The sequence below is a fragment of the Halomonas sp. E19 genome, from assembly GCF_052439355.1.
Lineage (GTDB): Bacteria > Pseudomonadota > Gammaproteobacteria > Pseudomonadales > Halomonadaceae > Halomonas.
The window spans coordinates 899,711-925,075 of sequence record NZ_JBNFWU010000001.1; the positions used below are offsets into that span (position 1 = coordinate 899,711).

Annotated in this window: 16 protein-coding genes and 10 pseudogenes; 9 read left to right on the forward strand and 17 right to left on the reverse strand. The window is 66.4% G+C overall.

All coding sequences use genetic code 11. The features are described 5' to 3' along the window. The gene (gene bioB / locus ACUDAL_RS04810; RefSeq protein ID WP_444679310.1) at positions 1-1,098 is read right to left on the reverse strand and encodes a biotin synthase BioB; all 1,098 of its coding nucleotides are present in this window, start codon (positions 1,096-1,098) and stop codon (positions 1-3) included. A gap of 965 nt (positions 1,099-2,063) precedes the next feature. On the opposite strand from bioB, the gene ACUDAL_RS04815 reads away from it, so the two are divergent. Next, a complete protein-coding gene (locus tag ACUDAL_RS04815; protein WP_444677308.1) occupies positions 2,064-3,050 on the forward strand; it encodes a serine/threonine protein kinase in 987 nt (328 codons plus the stop codon). Positions 3,051-3,084: 34 nt separating this feature from the next. On the opposite strand, the gene ACUDAL_RS04820 is transcribed toward ACUDAL_RS04815, so the two are convergent. Beyond that, a complete protein-coding gene (locus ACUDAL_RS04820) occupies positions 3,085-3,630 on the reverse strand; it encodes a hypothetical protein (protein ID WP_444677309.1) in 546 nt (181 codons plus the stop codon). Between the two features lie 291 nt (positions 3,631-3,921). On the opposite strand from ACUDAL_RS04820, the gene folE reads away from it, so the two are divergent. The 4 genes and pseudogenes from folE to ACUDAL_RS04840 all read left to right on the forward strand — a co-directional run bounded on the left by folE (position 3,922) and on the right by ACUDAL_RS04840 (position 6,872). Then, a complete protein-coding gene (gene folE / locus ACUDAL_RS04825) occupies positions 3,922-4,479 on the forward strand; it encodes a GTP cyclohydrolase I FolE (RefSeq protein ID WP_444677310.1) in 558 nt (185 codons plus the stop codon). 66 nt (positions 4,480-4,545) lie between these two features. Further along, positions 4,546-4,956 (forward strand): dihydroneopterin triphosphate 2'-epimerase, encoded by a 411-nt coding sequence (gene folX / locus ACUDAL_RS04830; RefSeq protein WP_444677311.1) that lies wholly within the window; start codon positions 4,546-4,548, stop codon positions 4,954-4,956. 147 nt (positions 4,957-5,103) lie between these two features. Continuing rightward, entirely contained in the window at positions 5,104-5,316 is a 213-nt protein-coding gene (locus ACUDAL_RS04835) for a hypothetical protein (RefSeq protein WP_444677312.1), read from the forward strand. A gap of 99 nt (positions 5,317-5,415) precedes the next feature. Next, a pseudogene (locus tag ACUDAL_RS04840) lies at positions 5,416-6,872 on the forward strand (NAD-dependent succinate-semialdehyde dehydrogenase). Positions 6,873-6,988: 116 nt separating this feature from the next. Here the strand turns inward: ACUDAL_RS04840 and purH are convergent. From purH to ppa, 8 genes and pseudogenes are all read right to left on the reverse strand, one after another. Beyond that, positions 6,989-8,572 carry a bifunctional phosphoribosylaminoimidazolecarboxamide formyltransferase/IMP cyclohydrolase gene (purH, locus tag ACUDAL_RS04845; RefSeq protein ID WP_444679311.1) on the reverse strand — a complete coding sequence of 528 codons (1,584 nt, stop codon included), beginning with the start codon at positions 8,570-8,572 and terminating at the stop codon, positions 6,989-6,991. A 54-nt stretch (positions 8,573-8,626) separates the two neighbouring features. Then, a complete protein-coding gene (fis, locus tag ACUDAL_RS04850; RefSeq protein WP_444677313.1) occupies positions 8,627-8,974 on the reverse strand; it encodes a DNA-binding transcriptional regulator Fis in 348 nt (115 codons plus the stop codon). Beyond that, positions 8,971-10,040 (reverse strand): annotated as a pseudogene (dusB, locus tag ACUDAL_RS04855) (tRNA dihydrouridine synthase DusB). The gene fis and the pseudogene dusB overlap by 4 nt, the downstream one beginning before the upstream one ends. Positions 10,041-10,136: 96 nt before the next feature. Further along, positions 10,137-11,046, reverse strand: a pseudogene (gene prmA, locus ACUDAL_RS04860) (50S ribosomal protein L11 methyltransferase). A 65-nt stretch (positions 11,047-11,111) separates the two neighbouring features. Beyond that, positions 11,112-12,451: pseudogene (gene accC / locus ACUDAL_RS04865) on the reverse strand (acetyl-CoA carboxylase biotin carboxylase subunit). Between the two features lie 28 nt (positions 12,452-12,479). After that, positions 12,480-12,940: pseudogene (accB, locus tag ACUDAL_RS04870) on the reverse strand (acetyl-CoA carboxylase biotin carboxyl carrier protein). Positions 12,941-13,131: 191 nt separating this feature from the next. Next, positions 13,132-14,998 (reverse strand): annotated as a pseudogene (dsbD, locus tag ACUDAL_RS04875) (protein-disulfide reductase DsbD). A 245-nt stretch (positions 14,999-15,243) separates the two neighbouring features. Next, positions 15,244-15,773, reverse strand: a pseudogene (gene ppa, locus ACUDAL_RS04880) (inorganic diphosphatase). Positions 15,774-16,102: 329 nt separating this feature from the next. On the opposite strand from ppa, the pseudogene ACUDAL_RS04885 reads away from it, so the two are divergent. Next, positions 16,103-17,757, forward strand: a pseudogene (locus tag ACUDAL_RS04885) (protein kinase domain-containing protein). Between the two features lie 110 nt (positions 17,758-17,867). Here the strand turns inward: ACUDAL_RS04885 and ACUDAL_RS04890 are convergent. Then, positions 17,868-19,126 (reverse strand): annotated as a pseudogene (locus ACUDAL_RS04890) (6-phosphofructokinase). A 187-nt stretch (positions 19,127-19,313) separates the two neighbouring features. Here ACUDAL_RS04890 and mpl point away from each other — a divergent pair. The 3 genes and pseudogenes from mpl to ACUDAL_RS04905 all read left to right on the forward strand — a co-directional run bounded on the left by mpl (position 19,314) and on the right by ACUDAL_RS04905 (position 22,032). After that, positions 19,314-20,693 (forward strand): UDP-N-acetylmuramate:L-alanyl-gamma-D-glutamyl-meso-diaminopimelate ligase, encoded by a 1,380-nt coding sequence (gene mpl, locus ACUDAL_RS04895; RefSeq protein ID WP_444677314.1) that lies wholly within the window; start codon positions 19,314-19,316, stop codon positions 20,691-20,693. Continuing rightward, positions 20,686-21,303 (forward strand): flavin prenyltransferase UbiX, encoded by a 618-nt coding sequence (locus ACUDAL_RS04900; protein WP_444677315.1) that lies wholly within the window; start codon positions 20,686-20,688, stop codon positions 21,301-21,303. The genes mpl and ACUDAL_RS04900 overlap by 8 nt, the downstream gene beginning before the upstream one ends. 107 nt (positions 21,304-21,410) lie before the next feature. Further along, positions 21,411-22,032 (forward strand): annotated as a pseudogene (locus ACUDAL_RS04905) (LysE family translocator). A 20-nt stretch (positions 22,033-22,052) separates the two neighbouring features. Here the strand turns inward: ACUDAL_RS04905 and ACUDAL_RS04910 are convergent. From ACUDAL_RS04910 to ACUDAL_RS04935, 6 genes are all read right to left on the reverse strand, one after another. Next, entirely contained in the window at positions 22,053-22,586 is a 534-nt protein-coding gene (locus tag ACUDAL_RS04910) for a phosphatase PAP2 family protein (protein ID WP_444677316.1), read from the reverse strand. 28 nt (positions 22,587-22,614) lie between these two features. Further along, the gene (locus ACUDAL_RS04915; protein ID WP_444677317.1) at positions 22,615-23,454 is read right to left on the reverse strand and encodes a DedA family protein; all 840 of its coding nucleotides are present in this window, start codon (positions 23,452-23,454) and stop codon (positions 22,615-22,617) included. 42 nt (positions 23,455-23,496) lie between these two features. Beyond that, positions 23,497-23,964 (reverse strand): diguanylate cyclase domain-containing protein, encoded by a 468-nt coding sequence (locus ACUDAL_RS04920; RefSeq protein ID WP_444679312.1) that lies wholly within the window; start codon positions 23,962-23,964, stop codon positions 23,497-23,499. Between the two features lie 79 nt (positions 23,965-24,043). Next, positions 24,044-24,421: a hypothetical protein gene (locus tag ACUDAL_RS04925; protein WP_444677318.1), complete on the reverse strand. Its 378-nt coding sequence runs from the start codon at positions 24,419-24,421 to the stop codon at positions 24,044-24,046. Continuing rightward, positions 24,414-24,725, reverse strand: coding sequence for a hypothetical protein (locus ACUDAL_RS04930; RefSeq protein WP_444677319.1), 312 nt, complete (start codon positions 24,723-24,725; stop codon positions 24,414-24,416). Before ACUDAL_RS04930 ends, ACUDAL_RS04925 begins: the two co-directional genes overlap by 8 nt. After that, positions 24,710-25,273, reverse strand: a complete 564-nt coding sequence (locus ACUDAL_RS04935; protein WP_444677320.1) for a hypothetical protein — start codon at positions 25,271-25,273, stop codon at positions 24,710-24,712. The genes ACUDAL_RS04930 and ACUDAL_RS04935 overlap by 16 nt, the downstream gene beginning before the upstream one ends. Positions 25,274-25,365: the final 92 nt, after the last annotated feature.

Sequence of the window (25,365 nt, forward strand, 5' to 3'; positions counted from 1 at the left end):
TCAGACGCCCTGGGTGGCATCGTAGGCCAGTGCGGCGACGTGCGCTTGCTCGGCCTGGCGCGCCACGGCCGAAGCCAGCTCGGCCTGCTGCCGCTCGTCGTCGCGGCAGGTGTCGCGACGCTCGGGGTGTAGGCCAAGCTTGCGGAACAGCTCGCGATCGCGGCTAGCCTGGGGGTTCGCGGTGGTCAGCAGGCGCTCGCCGTAGAAGATCGAATTGGCACCGGCGAGGAAGGCGAGGGCCTGCGTCGATTCGCTCATCTGCTCGCGACCGGCCGAGAGTCGCACATGGCTGGCTGGCATCAAAATGCGCGCCACGGCGATGGCACGGATGAAATCCAGGGGATCCAGGTCTTCGACATCTTCCAGCGGGGTGCCGGCTACCTTGACCAGCATGTTGATCGGCACGGATTCCGGGTGCGGCTGCAGTCGGGCCAGCTGCTGCAGCAGCGCGGCGCGGTCGCGAGGCGCTTCGCCCAGGCCCAGGATGCCACCCGCACAGACCTTCATGCCGGCATCGCGCACGTTGGCCAGGGTCTCGAGCCGGTCGGTATAGCGGCGCGTGGTAATGATCTCGCCATAGTAGTCGGGCGAGGTGTCGAGGTTGTGGTTGTAGTAATCCAGCCCGGCCTGCGCCAGCCGTTGCGCCTGCTCGGGGTCCACCATGCCGAGCGTCATGCAAGTCTCGAGCCCCAGCGCCTTGACGCGGCGCACCATCTCCAGCACCACCTCCAGGTCCTTCTGGCGCGGGCTGCGCCAGGCCGCGCCCATGCAGAAACGGCTGGCGCCAGCCTCCTGGGCGGCCTTGGCCTGCTCGATGACCTTTTCGATGGCGAGCAGCTTTTCCTTGTCCAGGCCGGTCGTATAGTGGGCGGATTGCGGGCAGTACTTGCAGTCCTCCGGACAGGCGCCTGTCTTGATCGACAGCAGGGTAGACACCTGCACCGCGTTGGGGTCGAAGTGCTGGCGATGCACCTGCTGGGCCTGGAACAGCAGGTCATTGAAGGGCAGGGCAAACAGCGCTTCAATCTCTTCCAACGTCCAGTCATGGCGAACCGTGGATGTCGTCGGAGCGGGCGAGGTGACGAATTCTGCTGGCATGGCACCCTCTTGTCGTGCAGTCATCTTTTGTAAATCGAAATGTTGACGGTGAGATTACGCCAACGGGAGTTTCTGTCAACCATGGAGAATGGTGAATGTTGACGGAGGGGCAATGAAGCGCCGAATGGGTTGGCAAACGGCAGGCTGGCGGAGCCTCGCCTGGCATCGCTTCCGGCAACGGCTGGAGGGTGGGTTGCGCCTGGCGATGCCGGGCCGCTGCAATTTCTGCCTGGCGCCGGCCGAGCCGGGTCACTCCTGGTGTGCGCCCTGTTTCGAATCCTTGAGCTGGAATACGCCGGCCTGCCCGGGGTGCGCCGAACCTAAGCCGCCGGGCTCGCTGGAGGGGCGTCGCCGCGGACGCTGCCTGGTGCAGTGCCCCGCCTATCGGCGGGCCTGGGTGCCGTTGCGCTACGAGGGTGACGTGGCGCGGCTCATGCAGCGGTTCAAGTTTCATGCATCGCCGCGGGCTGGAGCGGTGCTGTTGGAGCTGTTCTTGAGTGGCCTGCCGGAACCAGCGGTGCGCCATCCGCAGGCATTGATGCCGGTGCCGCTGCACAGCCAGCGCGCCCGCGAGCGCGGATTCGACCAGGCCGAGTGGCTGACCCGGCGGCTGGCGCACCGCCTAGGGCTACCACTGTGCCAGGCACAGCGCCGCCAGGCCACGCCCTCTCAGCGCGGCCTTGGCCGTGACGAGCGCATGCGAAACCTGCGCCAGGCGTTTCACGTCGAAGAGCCTCTGCCCTTGCGGCTTACGCTCATCGACGATGTCATGACCACAGGAGCGACGCTGGACGCCCTGGCTGAGGCCTGCCGCGCGGCGGGGCCACCGAGGTGGAGGTGTGGGCATTCGCACGTACGCCTGCACCCGGTGTCGCCACCACCGGCGGGTAACGGCATGACCCGTATACTGCTACCATGCCGGTCGCTTCCTGTTTCCTGTGGTTCATGCTTTGCCGAGGAGTTTCATGCCGCGCGCCACTCACCCATTTGCCGATCTTTCTCCCGCCCGCGTCGTCTCCGTGGTGGAATCCCTGGGCTTCTGGCTACCAGGCGAGCCGTATGCGCTGAACAGCTACGAGAATCGCGTCTTCCTCATGCACGATGACGACGGTCGGCGCTGGGTCGCCAAGTTCTACCGGCCGGCGCGCTGGAGCGATAGCCAGATCCAGGAAGAGCACGATTTCCTGCGTGAGCTGCAGGCGGCTGGGGTGCGCGTGTCGGCCCCCTGGCAGGACGAGCAGGGGCGGACCCTACATAGGGCGGAAGGGTTCCGCTTTGCGCTCTTTGCCCAGGTGCCGGGGCAGGCGCCTGAGCTGGAGGACCCGGCGCAGCTCTTTGCCATGGGCGAGCTGATCGGTGAGCTGCATGCCGTAAGCGAGCGAAAGGCCTTCGTCCATCGCCAGCGCCTCGATTTCGAGGGCATGGCCGGTGAAGCGCAGCGAGAGGTGCTGGCAAGCCCCTGGCTCGACCGGCGCCAGCGCCAGGCCTACGAGCGCATCAGCGATGCCCTGCGCAAAGCGTTGGCGCCTTGTGCCGAGGTGAGCCGGGGGGCGATACGCGTACACGGCGACTGCCATATCGGCAACGTGCTGGGGCGTGACGAAGTCTTCACCCTGGTCGACTTCGATGACTGCATGATGGCGCCGGCGATTCAGGATCTATGGATGCTGTTGACCGCGCAGCATGAAGACGAGTGGCGAATGCAGCTTTCCGAGGTGCTGGAGGGCTACGAGCAGTTTCGCGAGTTCGATCGCAGGGAACTCGCTCTGATCGAGCCGCTGCGCACCCTGCGCTTGATGCGCCACAGCGCCTGGCTGGTGGCGCGCTGGGAGGACCCCGCCTTCCCGCCGGCGTTTCCTTGGTTGGCCGAGGCTAGCTACTGGGATGACCATATCCGGATGCTGGAGCAGCAGCGCCAGGCGCTGGAGCATGGCCCGCGCTGGCTGGCGTGAGCGGGCACATCCTGGATGCACCCGCCCTGCAGGATCAGTTGGCGTCGGGGTTCGGGCGCTCGGCGGGGATCGGGTTGGCCACGCCTCGGCCATCGGCTTGGCGGCGCTGTTCGTTGATCCTCGCGCCGGGATTGTCCTGCTGCTCGACGGTCAGTGGGCTCGCCAGCTGCAGGTAGAAGGCCTGGTCGGGCGTCACGCTGCAGCGGTCTTCCTCACAGACCGCCAGGCCGAAGCTACCATCCTGTTCGTAGGCTGCCGCCGAGAGTTCGCCGCTGTAGATCTCGCTCTCGCTGCCGTTGGTCTGGATGCAAGTCAGCGCCTTGGTGGTGATCCGCATGCGCTCGCCTTCCACTCTGGCATCACCCACCACAATGCAATATTCCGGTAGCTCATGGCTGGCCTGTGAACTGCCGCTAACGGCCGGGCGCAGCAGGATGTCATCGCGGCGGGGCTGCTCGGCGTCCAGTGACACCACATCGATGACGGACATGGCGAGACGCGCGTCGGCTGGCAGCGAGAGGGTGGCGGCGGAAGCGACCAGGGGAAGGGTCATCAGCGCCAGACCGCCAGCCATAGTCATCAAGTCGGAAATTTTGATCATGAGCAAACTCTCGATAGACACGGCTGCTTACCGCGCAGCCTCAATATTGGCAGTCTAACATAGCCGCGTATTGCCGACAGCGTCTGCAATGCCGCAGCGGTGGGCGCTGCGTGGCGCTTCGGGACTGCGATGGCCACTTCCCTTGCGTTAGAATGGCAAGCTTATTGGCACGCATGTTGTGCGTTCGAATAAAACTGTATATGTTTTGTATAACAATGATGGCCAGGCCATCGCACTCCCCTGTTCTGCTTTCACCAGGATCGCCTGACCATGACCGAAGAACTTGCCAGCTACTACCGCCAGATCATCCTCGACCTGGGCGAAGACCCCGAACGAGAAGGGTTGCGCGATACGCCCAAGCGGGCCGCCAAGGCCATGCAGTTCCTCACCCGCGGCTATGCTCAGACCCTGGAGGAGATCGTCAACGGGGCCGTCTTCGCTTCCGAAACCGACGAGATGGTGCTGGTCAAAGACATCGAGCTCTACTCCATGTGCGAGCACCACCTGCTGCCCTTCATCGGCAAGTGCCATATCGCCTACCTGCCCAGCGGCAAGGTGCTCGGCCTGTCGAAGTTTGCCCGTATCGTGGACATGTACGCCCGGCGCATGCAAATCCAGGAAAACCTGACCCGGCAGATCGCCGAGGCCGTGCAGCAGGTCACCCAGGCGCACGGCGTGGCGGTAGTGGTGGAGGCGCGCCACCTGTGCATGATGATGCGCGGCGTGGAGAAGCAGAACTCCAGCATGACCTCATCGGTGATGCTCGGCGCCTTCCGTGAGAAGCAGAGCACGCGACAGGAGTTCCTGACCCTTGTGGGTGGACGCTGAGCCAGATGCCGCGACAGATCGAGCGATGTGTCGCCCTACATTGAATGCCGCCACGGAGTCACGAGCATGACGCTGCATGCGCTGAACGACCAGCACTTCGACCATGACCTGGCGACCATCCGCATCAAGAACCTGCGGCTGCGTACCTTTATCGGCATCAAGGAAGACGAGATCGCCAACCGGCAGGATGTGATCATCAACGCCGTGATTCGCTATCGCGCCGACCAGGCCGTGGCCTTCAACCGGATCGAGCAGGCGCTCAACTACCGCACCATCACCAAGGCACTGATTGCCCTGGTCGAGGAGAACCGCTTCCTGCTGCTCGAGCGCATGACCCGTGAGGTGCTCGACCTGATCATGTCGCACCAGCAGGTGCTGACCGCCCAGGTGGAGATCGACAAGCCCCATGCGCTGCGCTTCGCCGATTCCGTCTCGGTAACGCTCTCGTCGAGCCGGGAGCCGCGTCGCACTGGTTGAACTCGGCGCCCGGGCGTTCATCTGGGCCTCAATTTGGTGTCTCGCCGACTTTGCGCTTAGCATGGGGTAACGCCAGTTGCCGAGAGTCAAGCCGTTGCCAAGCGATCCCCTCACTCCTTCCAAGCGCCAGCGCTACTCCCCTGGGCCATGACCGCCATCGTTACGGCGCTGCTGGCCCTGCTGTTCGAGGGTAGCCTGCCTCCGCTGACGATTGCGGCGGCCCTGTTCGCCCTGCTGGGGCTGCGCCAGATCAGGCGCGAGCCCGACCGCTACACCGGTCGGGCCTTCTGCTGGATCGCCATTGCCCTGGCACTGATTCTCGCCATCCTGACCGCCATGCTAGAGCCCGCCGTACCATGAGAGCGGCAGGGGAGGGCGCGATGCGCTGCTGCGAGACAAAACGGACTGCCTGCGCCCAGGCACATTGACAACAGGCCAGCCAATGGCCGGGAGAGACACATGGAAGCTCTGAAGGAAACGCAGCTCTACTGCCCTTTCGCGTATATCGACGGTAGCTGGGTCGCCGCAGACAGCGGCGAGCAGATCGAGGTAACCAACCCGGCTACCGGCGAGGTCTTCGGTACCGTGCCGCGCCTCGGACGTGCCGAGACCGAGCGCGCCATCGAGGCGGCGGATGCGGCCTTGGTCGGCTGGCGTGCGCTCACCGCACAGGAGCGTGCCGACATCCTGATGAAGTGGTACGACCTGATGATGGAGCACCAGGACGACCTGGCCCTGCTAATGACCTACGAGCAGGGCAAGCCGCTCAAGGAGGCGGCCGGAGAGATCGCCTACGCCGCAAGCTTCCTGCGCTGGTATGCCGAGGAGGCGCGGCGTATCTACGGCGAGACCATTCCTGCCGCCAAGCCCAACCAGCGCATCGTGGTCACCAAGCAGCCGGTGGGCGTCGTCGGTGCCATCACGCCGTGGAACTTTCCCGCTGCCATGATCACCCGCAAGGCCGGGGCAGCCTTGGCAGCAGGCTGTACCATCGTGGTCAAGCCGGCCAGCCAGACCCCTTCTCGGCGACGGCCCTGGCGCTGCTGGCCGAGCGGGCCGGCATTCCCCGCGGCGTGTTCAACGTGGTGCCGGGGCGCGCCGGCGAAATCGCCACGGCGATGACCGAATCGCCGCTGGTGCGCAAGATCACTTTCACCGGTTCCACTGAGGTGGGGCGCCAGCTGATGTCGCAGGCGTCGCGGCACATTCAGAAGATCTCGCTGGAGCTGGGCGGCAATGCGCCGTTTCTGGTGTTCGAGGACGCCGACCTGGATGCCGCGGTGGAGGGCGCCATGGCAGCCAAGTTCCGCAATGCCGGGCAGACCTGCATCTGCACCAATCGCTTCCTGGTGCATTCCAGCGTAATCAACGCCTTCTGCGAGAAGCTCGCCGTGGCCATGAACAGCGAGCTGAAGGTTGGCGACGGCACGCAGCCCCAGGTCAACATCGGCCCGCTCATCGACGACAAGGCGGTGGCCAAGGTCAGCGAGCATGTGCACGATGCCCTCGACAAGGGCGCCGAGCTGCTGCTGGGCGGCCACCCCCACCCGCTGGGCGGCAATTTCTTTACGCCCACGCTGATCAGCTTCGCCAGTGGCGACATGAAGGTGGCCCAGGAGGAAACCTTCGGTCCGCTGGCGGCCGTCTTTCCGTTCGATGACGAGGAAGATGCCGTGCAGATGGCCAACGACACCGAGTACGGCCTCGCCTCCTATCTCTATTCGCGTGACCTCGGCCGCGTCTGGCGTGTGGCGGATGCGCTGGAGTACGGCATGGTGGGCATCAATACCGGGTTGATCTCCAATACTGCAGCGCCGTTCGGAGGCGTCAAGGCTTCCGGGCTCGGCCGCGAGGGTGGCCACCAGGGAATCGAAGAATTCCTCGAAACCAAGTACCTCTGCTTCGATCTGGGCTGAGAGTCTCGCCGAGGCGGGTACCGCGCTTCGTGTAAAACAGAACACCCCCAGCGGCGCGAGCCGCTGGGGGTGTCGTGGTCAAGCGAGTGAAAACGGCGGCGCGGCGGCCGACAACTTCAATGCTTGAAGTGGCGCATCCCGGTGAACACCATGGCGATGCCTGCCTCGTTGGCGGCGTCGATCACTTCCTGGTCGCGCATGGAGCCGCCGGGCTGGATCACCGCGGTGATGCCGGCCGCTGCCGCGGCATCGATGCCGTCGCGGAACGGGAAGAAGGCGTCCGAGGCCATCACCGAGCCGGGCACCGAGAGGCCCTCGTCGGCGGCCTTGATACCGGCGATCTTGGCCGAGTAGACGCGGCTCATCTGGCCGGCGCCGACGCCGATGGTCTGCCCGTCCTTGGCGTAGACGATGGCGTTGGACTTGACGTACTTGGCCACCTTCCAGGCAAAGGCCAGGTCGCGCATCTCCTGCTCGCTGGGCACGCGCTCGCTGACCACGGTCAGCTCGTCGCGGCCGACCATGCCGAGGTCGCGGTCCTGCACCAGCAGCCCGCCGGTGACGCGCTTGAAGTCGTGGGCGTGCTCACGCTCGCCGGGCCAGTTGTCGCCGACGTCGAGCAGGCGCACGTTCTGCTTCTCGGCGACGATGGCCAGGGCAGCTTCCTCGACGCCGGGGGCGATGATCACCTCGACGAACTGGCGGTCGATAATGGCGCGGGCGGTTTCGGCGTCCAGCGGGCGGTTGAAGGCGATGATGCCGCCGAAGGCGCTGGTGGGGTCGGTGGCGAAGGCCTTGTCGTAGGCTTCACGGGGCGAGGCGCCAACCGCCACGCCACAGGGGTTGGCGTGCTTGACGATCACGCAGGCGATGTCGGTGAAGCTCTTGACGCACTCGAAGGCGGCGTCGGTGTCGGCCACGTTGTTGAACGAGAGCTCCTTGCCCTGCAGCTGGCGGGCGGTGGCGACGCTTGCCTCGCGGGCGTCGGCCTCGACGTAGAAGGCCGCGCTCTGATGCGGATTCTCGCCATAGCGCATGGCCTGCTTCTTGATGAACTGCACGTTGTAGGTGCGCGGGAAGCCATCCTCGCCGCCGGGCACGCGCTGTCCCAGGTAGTCGGCGATGGCGGCATCGTAGCCGGCGGTGTGCTCGAAGGCCTTCACCGCCAGGTCGAAACGGGTGGCATGGCTCACTGCACCGTTCTGCGAGTCGATCTCGGCCAGCACGCGATCATAGTCGCCGGCATCCACCACGATGGTGGTGTGGGCGTGGTTCTTGGCGCACGCGCGCACCATGGTCGGGCCGCCGATGTCGATGTTTTCGATGGCGTCCTCGAGCGTGCAGTCCGGCTTGGCGACGGTCTGGGCGAAGGGGTAGAGGTTGACCACCACCATGTCGATGGGCGCAATGTCGTGCTCGGCCATCACCGCGTCGTCCTGACCGCGGCGACCGAGGATGCCGCCGTGGATCTTCGGATGCAGAGTCTTGACCCGACCGTCCATGATCTCGGGGAAGCCGGTGTGCTCCGATACTTCGCGTACCGCAATTCCGTTTTCCTGCAGCAGGCGGAAGGTGCCGCCGGTGGAAAGCAGCGCGACACCGCGTTCACTGAGGCCCCGGGCGAAGTCGACGATGCCGGTCTTGTCGGAGACGCTGAGCAGGGCGCGGCGAACCGGTGAAGGAGTGGGAGTATCGGCCATGGTGCGTTGCAACTCTTAGTCGGAGTGAAGGAAGGGCGGCGGGCGGCTGCCGTGTCAGATCAGGTCGTGCTGCTTGAGCTTCTTGCGCAACGTGCCCCGGTTGAGTCCCAGGATCTCGGCCGCGCGCGTCTGGTTGCCTTGGGTATAGTCCATGACCGCGGCCATCAGTGGGGCCTCCACTTCGGCCATGACCATGGCGTAGAGATCGGTGACGGTACCGCCATCGAGATGGTCGAAGTAGCGGCGCATCGCCACATCCACGGCTTCGCGCAGGGGCTGTTCGGCCAGGCTTCCACCCGCTGCGGCAGCGGCGACCGCTGCGGCTTCCGGGGGCAGGTCGGCGCAGGCGCCGCCGTCGAGATTCGTCAGGTCCGGGTTCGGATTGATAGCGTCACGATTCATGCGGCATGGATTCCGTTCGCTGCCCACGAAGCCTCACGCTCGCTCCGGGGACGAAATAGGTCATCGATGAAGTGATACTGGTCGTCGGGCGTTTCCAGGCCATTGAATGCCGCTCTGAGCAGATGCTGCTGTTCGGCATCGAGGCGCCGGTCGGCGGCGAGATACCAGCCCAGATGCTTGCGCGCGATGCGCACGCCCATGCGCTCCCCATAGAAGTCGTGCAGGGCTTTCACGTGCTGGCGCAGCACCTCGGCGCGCTCATCCGTGGTGGGCGGGCTCGCCGCTCGCCGTGGCGCAGGAAGTGGTCGATTTCTCGGAACAGCCAAGGGTTACCCTGGGCGGCGCGGCCGATCATCACCGCATCCGCCCCAGTATAGTCCAGAACCCATGCGGCCTTTTCAGGCGAATCGATATCGCCGTTGGCAAACACCGGGATGCGCACCGCCTGCTTGATGGCGGCGATGGTGTCGTACTCGGCCTCGCCGCTGAAGCGCTGCTGGCGATGGCGGCCGTGGACGGCCAGCGCCTGGATGCCGGCCTCCTGAGCGATATGGGCAATACGTACGCCATTGTTGCTGTCGGCGCACCAGCCGGTGCGGATCTTCAGGGTGACAGGCACGGCCACGGCGGCTACCACGGCATCGAGGATCTCGCCGACCAGGGCTTCATCGCGCAGCAGCGCTGAGCCGGCCGCCTTGTTGCAAACCTTCTTCGCGGGGCAGCCCATGTTGAGATCGATGATCTCGGCGCCCTGGGTAGCGTTGAGGCGGGCGGCTTCGGCCAGCATCGCCGCATCGCCGCCGGCGATCTGAATCGCTCTGGGCCCAGGTTCGCCGCGATGGTCCATCCGCTGTCGCGACTTGCGGGTATGCCAGAGCGAAGGGTCGCTGGTCACCATCTCGCCCACGACCAGCCCGGCGCCGAGGCGGCGGCAGAGCTGGCGGAACGGCCTATCGGTCACGCCGGCCATCGGGGCAAGAATGACCCGGTTGGGCAGGCGGTGGCAGCCGATCTGCGGCAGGGGGCGGCTTTGGGTCATGATATGGCCTGAGGATTCGGGGGGCATATCATACGCCTCTAACGCATGGGGGTGAAGGGCTGGCCGACGAGGGTGCGGGCAGTGAAGCCTATGCCCGGCGCTCGGTCGATCGGTGCGTCAAGGCTATGGCCGGTAGCCGCTCAGCCTTGCCCAGCCGTCGCGCAGCTCGGGGTTTTCCATCCTGAGCCCCTGCGCCTGGTAGGCGTCGAGCACCTCGTCGGCCTGGTGCGCCAGGATGCCGGAGAGCGCCAGGCGCCCGCCGTGGGCCACATGGCCGGCGATGGTGGGCGCCAGCGTGACCAGCGGGCCGGCCAGGATATTGGCCACCACCACCGGAAAGCGCCGGCTGGCCGCCAACTGTTCGGGATAGCACAGCGTGAACGCCTCCTCGGCAATGTCGTTGCGCTCGGCATTGTCGCGGCTGGCCTGCAGCGCCTGCGGGTCGATGTCCGTGCCGGTGGCCGTGGCGGCGCCAAGCTTGAGCGCGGCGATGGCAAGGATGCCCGAACCACAGCCCACGTCGAGCACTGCCTTGCCGTCCAAGCCACCTTCCAGCGCCAGGCCGTCGAGCCACTCCAGGCACATCGCGGTGGTGGGGTGGGTGCCGGTGCCGAAGGCGAGTCCCGGATCGAGATGCAGGTTGACCGCGTCGGCTTCAGGAGGCACGTGCCAGCTCGGCACGATCCACAGCCGCTGGCCCATGCGCAGCGGCTGGAAATCCTCCATCCATTCGCGCTCCCAGTCGCGGTCGGCCACCAGTTCATGCTCGATCTCGGGGCAGGGTTCACCGGGCATGCTCGGCCCAGGCGGCGGCTAGCCGCTCGAGCATATCCTGCAGCCCTTCCAGATCGTCATAGAGGCCGGTGAGCACCGTCTCGTTCCACAGTGGCGTGGTACCGCGCTCCGGTTCGAATACCGGGTCGTCGTGGGCATCCTGCAGGGTAATGGCGGTGGCGCCTTCGGCCAGCAGCAGCTCCTCGAGCAGTTCAGCCTGCTCCGGAGCGATGCGCGCCTTGAGTTGCAGCCAGGGCATGTCGGCTTGTCTCCATGCGTAACGCAACGGGGTGGCCGTAGCCACCCCGTGGTGAGAGAACCCGCTCAGGAGGCGAGCTTCTTCTCCAGATAGTGAATGTTGATGCCGCCCTGCTGGAAATGGCCGTCGCGGACCAGGTCCTTGTGCAGGTCGATGTTGGTTTTGATGCCTTCCACCAGCAGCTCGTCGAGCCCGTTGCGCATGCGCGTCAGGGCGATCTCGCGGCTGTCGCCCCAGGTGATGAGCTTGCCGATCAGCGAGTCATAGTGGGGCGGCACGGTATAGCCGGTGTAGAGGTGGGAGTCCATGCGCACGCCTAGGCCGCCCGGCGGGTGGTAAAGGGTCACCTTGCCCGGCGACGGCAGGAAGGTGCGGGCATCCTCGGCGTTGATGCGGCATTCGAACGCATGGCCGTTAAGTTTGACGTCCTCCTGGCGAATGGACAGCGGCAGGCCCGAGGCGATGCGCAGCTGTTCGCGCACGATGTCTACGCCGGTGACCATCTCGGTGACCGGATGCTCCACCTGGACACGGGTATTCATCTCGATGAAGAAGAAGTTGCCATCTTCGTAGAGAAACTCGAAGGTACCGGCGCCACGGTAGTCGATCTCGATGCAGGCCTGGCGACAGGCTTCCAGCACGTTGGCGCGGGCCTCAGGGTCGATACCGGGGGCAGGCGCCTCTTCGAGCACCTTCTGGTGCCGGCGCTGCAGCGAGCAGTCGCGGTCGTAGAGATGAATGGCGTTGCCCTGGCCGTCGGCCAGCACCTGTACCTCGACGTGGCGTGGACGCTCGAGAAACTTCTCCATGTACACCGTGCCGTCGCCGAAGGCGGCATGGGCCTCGGTGCGGGTCACGGTGATGGCAGACAGCAGGTGGCCCTCGGTGTGCACCACGCGCATGCCGCGCCCGCCGCCGCCGGCGGCGGCCTTGATGATCACCGGATAGCCGATGCGCCGGGCAATGGCCATGTTCTCGGCCTCGTCGTCGCCTAGCGGGCCATCGGAGCCGGGCACGGTCGGTACCCCGGCCTTCTTCATGGCCTCGATGGCGCTGACCTTGTCGCCCATCAGGCGGATGGTGTCGGCCCGCGGGCCGATGAAAACGAAGCCGGAGCGTTCCACCTGCTCGGCGAAGTTGGCGTTCTCGGAGAGAAAACCGTAGCCGGGGTGGATGGCGCTCGAATCGGTGACTTCTGCCGCGCTGATTAGCGCCGGGATGTTGAGATAGGACTGGGCCGAGGGGCCGGCCCGATGCACACGGCCTCGTCGGCCAGGCGCACGTGCATCAGCTCGCGATCGGCCTTGGAGTGAACCGCAACGGTCTTGATACCCAGTTCCTTGCAGGCGCGCAGGATACGCAGGGCAATCTCGCCGCGGTTGGCGATGAGAACCTTGTCCAGCATAGGGAGTCCGCCAGTGTCGAGTGAAAGATCAGGAAATGATGAGCATTGGCTGGTCGTACTCGACCGGCTCGCCGTCCTCGACCAGGATCGCCGCGATCACGCCGTCACGATCGGCCTCGATCTGGTTCATCATCTTCATGGCTTCGACGATGCACACCGTCTCGCCCTTTCTGACGCTCTGGCCCACTTCGACGAACGCCTTGGACCCGGGGCCGGGCTGCGGTAGAAGGTGCCGACCATCGGCGAGGTCAGGGCGTGGCCCTGATGCGCCGCGGCGGCTTCCTGGGCGGGCTCGGCGCCGGGAGCGACAGCGGCCGGCATGGGTGCCGCAGGCTGGGCGTACGGCATCTGCATGGCGGGCTGTGGCCAGCTCACCCCATTGGGGTGGCGGCTGATACGCACCGACTCTTCGCCTTCCTGAATCTCGATTTCGCTGATGTTGGATTCTTCGAGCAGCTCGATCAGCTTCTTGACCTTACGGATATCCATGTTGAGTCTCGACCGGTGGGTAAATGGCGCTGGCAAGGGCGCTGTTAACCCAAGCCAACTTTCGATAGATCGCGGCAAGATGGTGAACATTGCCGACGCTATCGGCCTCAAAGAGCGTTGTTGGCGGAGTGTGCCTAAAATCGCCGGGGATGTCCAGCTGGTCGAACGGCGTTCGGCTACGTCATGCGGGATCAGGAAGCCTCAGGGGCGGAAGCCTGGCCTTCGAGCCAGTCGAGCAGGTCCTGCAGGTGGCTGGCGAGTTCGCCCGCCCGCACCTCACCTTGGATGCGCGCCTCGCGAACCTCTTCTTCCCCGCTGAAGAATAGCAGGCTCGGCGGGCCGAACAGGCCGAAGTGGTCGAGAATCTCGCGGGTCGCACTGTCCGTACGGGTGACGTCGACGTAGATCTGGGCGAACTGCGCCAGGGGCTCGGCGACCCGGGGGTCGGGATAGACCTGACGCTCCATCTGCTTGCAGGAGATGCACCAGTCGGCGGTGAAGTGAACGAAGGCCGGTTGGCCCTGGGACGAGCGCGCGCGCAGCTCGCTGCGCAGCCCTTCGAGATCGGCCACGGTGGTGACGGGGCGCGCCTCGACGGTACCCGAGCCGCTGGACAGAGAGGCCAGCGGACGCAGCGGGTCGCTGCCGCCCATGGCGGCGCCGAACACCAGGGCGATGCCCCAGGCCAGCAACAGCAGGCCGCCGGCCTGGCGTACCCGCGGCCAGCCCTGAGCCTGATTGAGCGAGAGGGCGCCTAGCGCCAGGGCGCTGCCGATGGCCAGGGCGGCCCATAGCAGCAGGCTGACGGAGGCGGGAAGCAGCCGTTCGATCAGCCACACGGCGACGCCCAGCAGCAGAATGCCGAAGGCGATCTTGACCCCGTTCATCCAGGCGCCGCTGCGCGGCAGGGCCGTGGCGCCGAAGGTGCCGACCAGCAGCAGCGGCACGCCCATGCCGAGGCCCAGTGCCAGCAGGGCGGCGCCGCCCATCATGGCATCGCCGGTAGAGGAGATGAACACCAGAGCGCCGGCCAGCGGTGCCGAGACGCAGGGAGAGACCACCAGCACCGACAGCGAACCGGCACCGGCTAGACCCAGGGGCCGCTGCGCTGGGCGCGCGCCTGCCAGGCGTCGACGCGCCCCGCCAGGCGTGGCGACAGGCGCAGGTCGAAGGTACCGAACATGGCCAGCGCGAAGAGCGTGAAGAGCAGGGCGAAGACGATCAGCACCGGGGCCGACTGCAGATGCGCCTGCAGGTTGAGGCCGGCGCCGAACAGGCCCATCAGCACGCCGACCAGGGCGTAGGTCAGCGACATGCCAGCCACATAGCTGGCGGAAAGGGCGAAGGCGCGCGGTCGTGTCGGATTCTGGCCGACGATGATCGACGACAGGATCGGCACCATCGGCAGCACGCAGGGGTGAAGGTCAGGCCCAGCCCGGCGAGGAGGAACAGGCCGAGGATCATGGGCAGGCTGGCCTCGCCGATCAGGCTGCTGAAGCGGCCGTCCTGGCTTTGCAGGGCGGGCGGGGCGGCGGCAGCCGTGGTGACGGCACTTCCGCCCGAGCCGTTGCCGTCACGCCAGCCGACGAAGGTAGCCGGCATGGCGCTGGCGGGCGCCTGGAGTTCGACCCGCTCCGGCGGGTAGCACAGCCCCGCATCGGCGCAGCCCTGGAAACGTACCGTGATGTCCAGCGGGCCTTCGGCACTGCCTTGCAGCGGTGCTTCGAAGACCACGCGGTCGTAGAAGACGTAGACGTCGCCGAGGAACTCGTCGCTCTTGAACTCGCCCGCGGGGATCTCCGGCTCGCCGACCTCGAAGGCATCGTCGCGGCTCTCGACGCCGAGCTGGTGACGATACAAGTAGTAGCCCTCGGCATTCTCGAAGCCGATATACAGGGTCTCGCCGTCGTGCCAGGCGCTGGGCTGGAAGGCTTCCATCACCGGCAGGAAGTCGCTCTGGCTGCCGGAAGAGGACGAGAACCACTGGGCATGGGCCAGGGCAGGCGCCAGCAGGCAGAGCAGCAGGAGCAGGCGGCAGAGGGGGTGGCGGATAGGCATCGCAGTCGTCTTTCTCGCAACGTAGACAGGCGTCATTGTGACTCGCTTCGAGGGGCTCGGTTCCACTCGCCCTGGCTGGGGCGATGTTCCCTTAACATACCTCAGTGCGCGTGGCGGTAAAACCGTGAGGGCAGCGGTCGGCGGCGTTGCCTTGCCCCACCCATGATCCAGGGCAAGAACCTTGGAGTAAAACGCAGAACGGGCCGCCCTGGGCGACCCGTTCACAATACCTTGGCGCGGCGTGGTTACGCCTTGTCGTAAGCGGCCACGGCCTTTTCGATCGCCTTGCGGGCGGCTTCGGCGCCTTCCCACGACTCGACCTTCACCCACTTGCCCTTCTCGAGATCCTTGTAGTTCTCGAAGAAGTGGGCGATCTGCTGGCGCAGCAGTTCCGGCAGGTCGGTGACATCCTGAATGTTGTCATACAGGGTGGTCAGCTTGGCGTGGGGCACGCACACCAGCTTGGCGTCTTCACCAGCCTCGTCGGTCATGTTGAGAATGCCGACCGGGCGTGCACGAATGACGCTGCCGGCCTGAACCGGGAATGGCGTGACCACGAGGGCGTCGAGGGGTCGCCGTCGTCGGCCAGGGTGTGCGGGATGAAGCCATAGTTGGCCGGGTAGAACATTGGCGTGGCCATGAAGCGGTCGACCAGGAGGGCACCCATGTCCTTGTCGATCTCGTACTTGATCGGCGTGTGGTTCGCGGGGATCTCGATCGCGACGTACACGTCGTTGGGCAGTTCCTTGCCGGCGGGGATGTGATCGAAGTTCATTATCGCTTCCTTCGTTTGGCGGAAAAGGCGTTCGGCACGGGGCGTTGGCTTCAAATGCGCCGAATTATACGGACACGGCCTGGGGATTACCAATGCGACATAGGTGAGGGGCGAGAGGAAGCGCGTGGCGGTTGCCTAGGGCTTTCGTTGACAGGTCGCGGCGGGGGCAAATGTGTATCATGGCGAGCGCAAGCGGCCAGGACAGCCACCCGGCCGCCAAAAGGGCCCCGGATCCCGTTTCCAAGGAGCGCGACTTGTCATCCATCCCGTTGTCACTGAGCGTCGGCCAGGCTTTCGTGGCGCCGGATCGCCGACGCCACCGCAGTTCGATGTCGTTGCGCATTCCCGAGCAGCCCGGGCAGCTCGTCGCCAAGCGGCGCGTGCGCGCTGATCAGTGACACCAGTTCGCGCAACGCCATCGCCAAGCAGGCAGGCGACCTCAGCGTGCGCGGGTTTCTGGCAGACTATTTTTCCACACCCGACCACTGGGACGTTAAGACCTCCGCCACCCGGGTATTGCGAGCACTCAACGGCTGGTGCTATAGCCAGAGTACCTTCGTCGAGGATGGCAGTTACGTGGCGTCGCTCTCCGCCATGGTTTACCGAGGTCGCGAAGCGCACCTGTTCCACATGGGCGATACCCTGGTCTTCCGCCTGCGTGGCGCCGAGTTCGAACAGCTCACCCGCGACCACATCACTGACCTGGGCGGCTATCGCTACCCTCGCGGGCGCTGGGACTCGATGGCAGCATCGATATCGATTACGTGCGCACGCCGCTTAAGCAGGGCGACATCTTCCTGTTCACCACCCAGGCGGTGCGCGGTACCCTGATGCCATCGGACTACGTGCAGCTGATCCGCCAGGATGCCAGCGACCTCGACGCGGCCTGTGAGCGGCTGGCCTCGGCCGCCAGGGAGCGGGCCCAGGAGCGCGGCTACGGCGGCGAGCAGTTCTGCTTTCAGCTGGTCCGGATCGACCAGTTGCCCGGCGAAGAGAGCGACCACCCGGGGCGCATCTACGGCGACCTGCCGATTCCCCCGAGCTGTCGCCGGGCGAGCGGATCGATGGCCTAGAGGTGCAGGAGGTGCTCTCACGTACTGCCCAGTCACGGGTCTATCGGGTCCGCGATACCCACACCGAGCGCGAGATGGTGATGAAGGCGCCAAGCCCCGAGCTCTCCAACCGCAACGCCTATCTCGAGCACTTCCTGCTCCAGCAGTGGGTAGTGGAGCGGGTCAAGTCGCCCTTCGTGGTGAGGGTGATGGAGCCTTCGCGCCCGCGTCGCTTCCTTTATTACCTGATGGTCTACGTGGAAGGCATCACCCTGGCGGAGTGGGCACGGCGCCATCCCCAGGCCAACCTGGCCCAGCGGCTCGATATCGCCGTGCAGCTCGGCAAGGCAGTCCAGGCCCTGCATCATCGTGACCTGCTGCACCAGCGCATCCATCCTGAGAACATCTTGATTGATGCGCATGGTCAGGTGGTGCTGACCGATTTCAGCGCCTGCCATATGCGCGACCTGGACGGCCATCGACGCTCCCGCGAGCTCGCGCGGCAAGTGGGCCTGAGCGAGCACAGCGCCCCTGAGTACGCGCTGAACGACAGCGTGGGGCGGCGCAGCGACCAGTACTCGCTGGCGTCGACCATCTATTGGCTGTTCACCGGCGAACTGCCCTACGCGCTGACGCCGGATCAGCTGCGCAGCCATACCGATATCGAGCGGCTCAGCTATCGCAGCGCCCGGCAGGTCAACCCGGAGGTAACACCGCTGCTGGACGACGCGCTGCGCCGGGCGCTGGACCCGCAGCGCTCGCTGCGCTACCGCCGCATGTCCGAGTTTCTGTATGCGCTGCGTCACCACGATGGAAGGGAGGCGCAGGGCAGGGCGACGAAGCGCCGCTGGCTGCGCGAACCGGCCAATTTCTGGCAGGGTATTGCCGGCATCCTGCTGCTGTTGCTAGTGCTCTCATGGCTGCTGCGCTGAGCTAGCCTGGACTCTTGGCCGAGACGGTCCGGTCAAAATGCGAAGTCCCGGCCTGGGCCGGGACTTCACGTTTTTGCAGGGCTGACAGCGCGTGGCCGGCCGTGCGAAGCCTAGAGCTTGAACTCCGGCAGGCGGCGCTCCACCTTGGCCAGCTTGAGCTGGGCCACCTTGGGCAGGCCGTTGACGAAGGGAGGAAGTCCTCGCCCTGGATCAGCGGGGACAGGTACTGGCGGCAGGCCTCGGTGATGCCGAAGCCATCGTCGCGGATGTATTCGCTCGGCATGAACTTCTCGCGGTTGGCCACCTCGGAGAGCGGAGCCGCCTCGATGCGCCACGCATAGGGCGTGTCGCTGACGCGCTTGATGGCCGGCATCATGGCGTTCTTGCCGGCCACGGCCAGCTCCACCGCGTACTGGCCCACGGCGTAGGCCTGCTCGACGTCGGTGCGCGATGCCAGGTGGCGCGCGGCGCGCTGCAGGTAGTCGGCCACGGCCCAGTGGTACTTGTAGCCAAGGTCCTGCTTGACCATGCCGGCCAGCGTGGGTGCCACGCCGCCCAGCTGGCGGTGGCCGAAGGCGTCGGTGTTGCCCGAATCGGCGAGGAAGGTGCCGTCCTCGTAGCGAGCGCCTTCGGAGACCACGATCACGCAGTAGCCATACTTCTGCACGCACTCCTCGACCCGTGCCATTACCTTGCTGCGCTCGAACGGTACTTCGGGGAAGATCACCAGATGCGGCGGCTCGCCTTCGCCCTCGCCCGCCAGGGCGCCCGCGGCGGCGATCCAGCCGGCATGGCGGCCCATGACCTCGAGCACGAACACCTTGGTGGAAGTGGCGCACATGGAGGCGATGTCCAGCGAGGCTTCCAGGGTGGAGGTGGCGATGTACTTCGCCACGCTGCCGAAGCCCGGTGAGTTGTCGGTGATCGGCAGGTCGTTGTCGACGGTCTTGGGTACGTGGATCGCCGTCAGCGGATAGCCCATCTTCTCGGACAGCTGCGACACCTTGAGGCAGGTGTCGGCACCGTCGCCGCCGCCGTTGTAGAAGAAATAGCGGATGTCGTGGGCCTTGAACACCTCGATCAGGCGTTCGTACTGGGCACGATGGCTCTCGATGTCCTTGAGCTTGTAGCGGCAGGAGCCGAAGGCGCCGCCGGGCGTGTGGCGCAGGGCGGCGATCGCTTCGTCCGACTCCTGGCTCACGTCGATCAGGTCCTCGGTCAGGGCGCCAATGATGCCGTTGTGTCCGGCATACACCTTGCCGATGTGATCGGCGTGTTGACGGCAGGCTTCGATCACGCCGCAGGCGCTGGCGTTGATCACGGCGGTGACGCCACCGGACTGGGCATAGAAGGCGTTATGCTGGGCCATTGGGCTTGCGTGCTCCTGGTATCGTGCGGGGAAAGGTCCGTTTCAGCTTTTCCAAAAGGCGAATTATTCTAGACGAAACCGTACGAACCTGCACGCCGCTGGAGAGCGGCATGGGGCCGTGCTAGGCTGCCGAATTCGCTCGCCACGGGCGATTCCACGGATTCACCAGCGATAGGTCTGAGGCGTCATGCACCTTCATATACTCGGTATCTGCGGCACTTTCATGGGCAGCCTGGCGCTGCTGGCACGTGAGCTGGGGCACGAGGTGACGGGCTCGGACACGCAGGTCTACCCGCCCATGAGCACGCAGCTCGAGGAGGCCGGCATCCGCCTGCTGGAGGGCTACGCAGCGGACAACCTGACGCCGCGCCCGGACCTGGTGGTGATCGGCAACGCACTGTCGCGGGGCAATGCAGAGGTGGAGGCGGTGCTCGACCTCGGGCTTCCCTACACCTCCGGGCCGCAGTGGCTGGCCGAGCAGGTGCTGCCGGGCAGGCGGGTGATCGCCGTGGCCGGCACCCACGGCAAGACCACCACCGCGAGCCTGGCCGCCTGGCTGCTCGAATCGGCCGGGCTGGCGCCGGGCTTTCTCATCGGCGGCGTGCCGCGCAACTTCGGTGTGTCGGCCCGGCTCGGCGACCCCGGGGCGCCCTTCGTGGTCGAGGCCGACGAGTACGACACGGCCTTCTTCGACAAGCGCTCGAAGTTCGTTCACTACCGGCCGGAAATCGCCGTTCTGAACAATCTCGAATACGATCATGCGGATATCTTTCCTGACTTGGCCGCGATCGAGCGTCAGTTTCATCATCTCGTACGCACCGTGCCGGGCCGCGGCAGACTGTTGGTTGCCGATGGCGAGCCCGCGCTCGAGCGGGTGCTGGAGCAGGGCTGCTGGAGCCCCGTCGTGCGCTTCGGCAGCGCTGTGCAGTCGCCCTGGCGAGTCGAGCTGGAGCGCGAGGATGCCTCGCGCTTCCGGGTCATCCACCAGCAGGGAGACGCCGACGAGGATGCCGTGGTCGACTGGTCGCTGACCGGAGTACACAACGCCCGCAACGCCCTGGCGGCGCTGGCCGCGGCGCATGCCTGCGGAGTCGACCTGGCGCGTGGCTGTGCGGCCCTGGCGCGCTTCGAGACGCCGCGCCGACGCCAGGAGGTGCGCGGCGAAGTGGCTGGAATCCAGGTCATCGACGACTTCGCCCACCATCCCACGGCCTTTGCCGCCACCCTGGAGGGGCTGCGCGCCGCCACGCCGCGTGGTCGGCTGCTGGCGGTGATCGAGCCGCGCTCCAATACCATGCGCCTGGGCACTCTGCGCGAGCGTCTGTCGGCGAGCACGGCCGCCGCCGACCTGGCGTACTGGTACCAGCCGCCGGGCCTCGACTGGTCGCTCGAAGCGGTGACGGAGGCCAGCCCGGTGCCGGCACGCCTGGAACGTGACATCGACGCACTGGTGGCGGCACTGGCCGCCGAGGCGCGACCGCTGGACCGCATCGTGGTGATGTCGAACGGCGGCTTCGGCGGTATCCACGAGAAGTTGCTGGCGGCGCTCGAGGTGGCGCATGGCTGAGTCTACGTTCGGCGCGCCTGTCACGGTGGCGCTCACCGGCGCTTCCGGCGCCCAGTACGGTTTGCGCCTGATCGAGGCGCTGGTGGCCGCCGGCCATGAGGTGTGGGTGATGATCTCCAAGGCCGCCCACCTGGTCATCGATACCGAGACCGATGCGGCCCTGCCGGCTCGGCCCGAGCGCCTTGCGGCGGCCCTCGGTGAGCGCTGCGGTGCGGCGGCGGGCCAGATCCGCTGCTTCGGGCGAGAGGATTGGATGGCGCCGGTGGCATCGGGGTCGGGCGCCTCCTCGGCCATGGTGATCTGTCCCTGCAGCACCGGCACGCTGTCGGCGGTAGCCACTGGCGCCAGCAACAACCTGATCGAGCGCGCCGCCGACGTGGCACTCAAGGAGCGCCGCCAGCTCATCCTGGTGCCGCGCGAGACGCCGCTCTCGGCCATCCATCTCGAGCACATGCTCACACTCAGCCGGCTGGGCGCGGTGATCCTGCCGGCGGCGCCGGGCTTCTACCATCGTCCTGCCAGCGTCGATGACCTCGTCGACTTCATCGTTGCCCGCATCCTCAACCAGCTCGGCATCGAGCATCGACTGATGCCGCGCTGGGGCGAATGAGCGGGTCGTCATCTTCCGGTCACCCCATGCCCGCAGGCTAAGCGGCGATCTCCGGCTGTGTGACTGTTCCCCAGGCTGGCTGTGAGCATAAGACGAGAATCCATCGCATGATCAAGCTGTCGCTGCTGTCGGTCTTCGTACCGACCTTCCTGTTCGTCTCGCTGACGCCGGGCATGTGCATGACCCTGGCGATGGTGCTGGGCATGACCTAGGGGTGCGGCGCACCCTGTGGATGATGGCCGGCGAGCTTGTCGGCGTGGGATTGGTGGCCGTTGCTGCCGGGGCCGGCGTGGCTACCCTGATGCTGCGCCAGCCTGAGCTGTTTGCTCTGTTCAAGTGGGTAGGGGGCGCCTATCTCGGCTATCTCGGGGTGATGATGTGGCGCTCGCGCGGGCGCATGGCGATTCCGCTGGAGAACGTCGAGCTGGCGCCGGCCTCGCGCGGGCAGCTTGTCCTGCAGGGGTTCGTCACTGCCGTGGCCAACCCCAAGGGGTGGGCCTTCTTCGTGGCGCTGCTGCCGCCGTTCCTGGACGCCTCGCGCCCGCTCACGGGCCAGCTGAGCGTGCTGATCGGCGTGATCCTGGCCATCGAGTTCCTCAGCCTGCTGCTCTACGCCGCCGGAGGCCGGGGCTGCGTCGCGCGCTGGGCGAAAGCGGCAACGTGCGGCTGCTCAACCGCATCGCCGGGACGCTGATGCTCGGTGTCGGGGTGTGGCTGGCGCTCGGCTGACCCGGCCGAGCGCCTGGCCGTCAGACCGGGGGTAGCCAGGCGACGCGTGCCGACACCAGCACCAGCGAGGCGGCGCTCAGCAGCAGCCACGGGCACGGCGTCAGCGCGGGTCGGTGCCGCCGCTGCCAGGCCAGGCGCACCAGGGCACAGACCACCAGCCCCATCAGTGCCCCGCCGACCAGGTCGCTTAGCCAATGCACGCCGATCACCAGGCGCGAGATCGCCATGGGAAAGGCCAGCGCGATGGCCACCCAGTAGGCCCAGAAGCGGTAGCGGCTGGGTAGTTCCGGCGCAACGAACGCGGCCGCCAGGCCGTAGAGCACCACGGCGGTGGAGGCATGGGCGCTGGGGAAGGCGAGCGAGCCGGTGAGGTAGTCCGGCGTGTCCGGGCGCGGCCGTCCTATCAGTGCCTTGCCGAGCGTATTGAGCAGCGCGATGGCGCCAAGCCCGGCGCCAATATGCAGGAAGGCGGCGTAATGGCGCCGTAGCAGCAGCCAAGCTCCCCAGGGCAGTACCAGCGCCACCACGCCGTAGGTGTCGCCGATGCGCGCCATCACTTGGCCGACCTGGGTCAGGAGGGAATCAGCAGCTGATCGAACATGGCGTGGACCTGCAGGTCCAGTGCGAAGGGCCGGCCTGCCGGATCACGCCGATGGTCAGCGCCGAGAGTGCCCCCAGCGAGAAGATCAGCAGTAGCCAGGTGGCCAGCGGTACCTCGCGCTGGCCCTTGCTGCTCTCCGCCAGCCAGAACCGCCGCATGACCGGATGAAGGCGCGCTCCCTTCGCCAGCAGCCGATAGAGCCGCCCGGAGCGCCCGGCCTGCTGTCGCAGCCACGAAAAGACCACTGCGAGTACCACCAGCGCCACTGCCAGGGCGATCAGCGCTTCATCCACGCCGGGCGGCAGGGTGACGAGTTGCTGCCAGGTCTGGCCCAGCAGGTAGCCTGGCAGGATATAGGCGGGAGCCCACAGCGCCGCCGAGGCCAGGTTGGCCCACAGGAAGGCGCGTGGCGACATCCTCAGCATGCCGGCAATCAAGGGAACAATGGGGCGTACCGGGCCGACGAAGCGGCCGAAGAAGACCGACAGGGTGCCGTAGCGGTGGAAGAACCGGGCGCCACGGGCCAGCCACTCGGGATGGCGCGAGAAGGGCCATAGGCGGGTGACCCGTTCGCGCTGGGTATAGCCGAGTAGGAAGCTCAGGCCGTCGCCCAGCACGGCGCCGATGAAGGCGGCCAGCAGCAGGGCAGTGATGGCCACGTCCTGATGGCCGGCCAGCGAGGCGGTGGCGGTGATCAAAATCACGCCGGGCAGCAGCAGCCCGACCAGCGCCAGCGACTCGATCAGCGCGATGGCCGCGATGATCAAGAGCAGCATTTCCGGCGAGGGTGAAAGCTGATAGAGGGTGTCGGCCAGGTTCAAGCAGCGACTCCTTGATGGATGGTGTCGGGCGCTCAGTGCGGGTCACGACTCCGTGAGCCTGCGCGTGGTGGCCAGCAGCCGCTGTTCGAAGCGTGACCAGCTTTCGCCTGCTAGCCGCTGGCACAGGCCAGTGACGGCTTGCAGTCGGCCGGTATCGACCAGCACCGTGCGATGAAAGGCCTCTTCGAGGCGTCCCTGCACCATCTGTGCGCCGCTCTGGCCGGTGCTAGGCAGCACCAGCCAGAAGGTGGCCGGCCCCTGGCGCCCGAGAAAGTCATGATGGCGAGTGCGATGGCGAGTCGTGCGGCACAGGGCATCCAGCAGTCCTTGATGGGCGCGAGGGCCAAATTGTTCCGTGGCCATCTCCAATTGTGGCAAATGAATCACGATCACGCTGAGCGGCTGGTGCAGCAGTTGGGTGCGCTGGAACTCGCTGGCCAGCCGCTCGTGAAGAGTGGTGCGGTTCACTGCGTCGCACTGCGGGTCGCGCGGGTCGGTGGCTTTCAGCAGCGCCTGCTGGCGCTGCTGCTCCCAGGAATCAGTGCCGTTACCACTACCATGGCCAGGTAGCCGAGTGCCAGCGAGGACGTCAGGAGTCGTCGCCCACCAGCATCAGCCAGATCGGTGCCAGGGCAAGATTGAGCAGGATCGCCGGGGCGGGCGGCAGCAGCAGTACCGTCAGCAGCGGAGCCAGGCCGACCCAGGTGGGCGCGCCCTCTTCCAGTTGCGGCAGCTCCAGCGCCAGCATCAGGTAGCCGGCGATCAGGGCAAGGTAGCCCGAAAGCCGCACCTGGCTGCTGGCGGCGCGCAGCAGGCTGGCGATCAGCAGCAACAGGGCGAGGGCCGAGGGCAGCAGGATGCGATCGTAGTTGCCCATCAGGTAGTGCCACACGGCGGCGCCGGCGAGCAGGGCTGCGCAGGCGGCCAGGGCAAGGGAGAAACGCTTGGCCAGCCACTTGCTATCCATGGGCAGGCTCCGGCTCGATCGCCAGGCGCTCCTGCTGGCGTTCGAAGCGTCGCCTCAGCGCCTCGATGGAGCCGGCTTCCTCGAGCGTGGCGAAGCGGAGCTTCACCGGCTGATTGAGCGCCTTCAGCAGCGAGTGGCGACGCTGGGTTGCCTGCTCCTCGTCACGACTGAGCAGCAGTGCCGCCAGGGTGCGATGATCCAGACGGTAGCAGCTCTCGAAGCCATGGATGAGTCGGCACAGCAAGCGGGCCATGGGCCACAGCTGATGGCGCGGCACCTGCAGCAGCATCAGCTCGCCGTGCACTTCCTCGCGCCGGCAGCGCACCCTTCGCGATTGAGGTCTTCGGCCAGCTGCTGCGCGCTCCACAGCGGCAGGCCCGGAGCAAGGCGCACCCTGGCCCGGCGGGTGGCCTCCCAGGGCTGAAGCTGGCGGTTGCGAGCCAGGCCGACCAGCATCAGCGTGAGCAGTACCAGGCCGGAGAAGAGCGTCTGCTCGAAGCCCAGCAGCGCCGCCAGCGACCACCACGACAGCCCCGCCAGCGCCATGCTGAAGAGCAGCAGCCAGCCCGGCTGGGGCAGCATCAGCAGTGCCGGCCATACCCACAGCCACAGCGCATGCTGCTCCGGGGCGGAAACCAGCATGCCGGTCAGCAGCAGGCTCGGCAGCAGCTGCCAGGGCAGGGTGGCGGGGCGCCGGTGGCTGAATTCGATGAGCCCGGCCGTCACGGCAAGCCAGGCCGCCGCCAGCCACAGCAGCAGCGCGTGGCTCAGCGGTTCGGTGCGCAGCGCGAGCAGCATGAGCAACACGGCAGCGGCCAGCAGGTTCAGGCGCATCAGCCTGACTTTGTACATGCTCTGCATGGTGCCTTACTATCTAGGGGTTTCGACCTGGAACACGGCCTTGGCGACGAGCGCGAGCGTACTCGTTGCGGCATTGGGCTGCA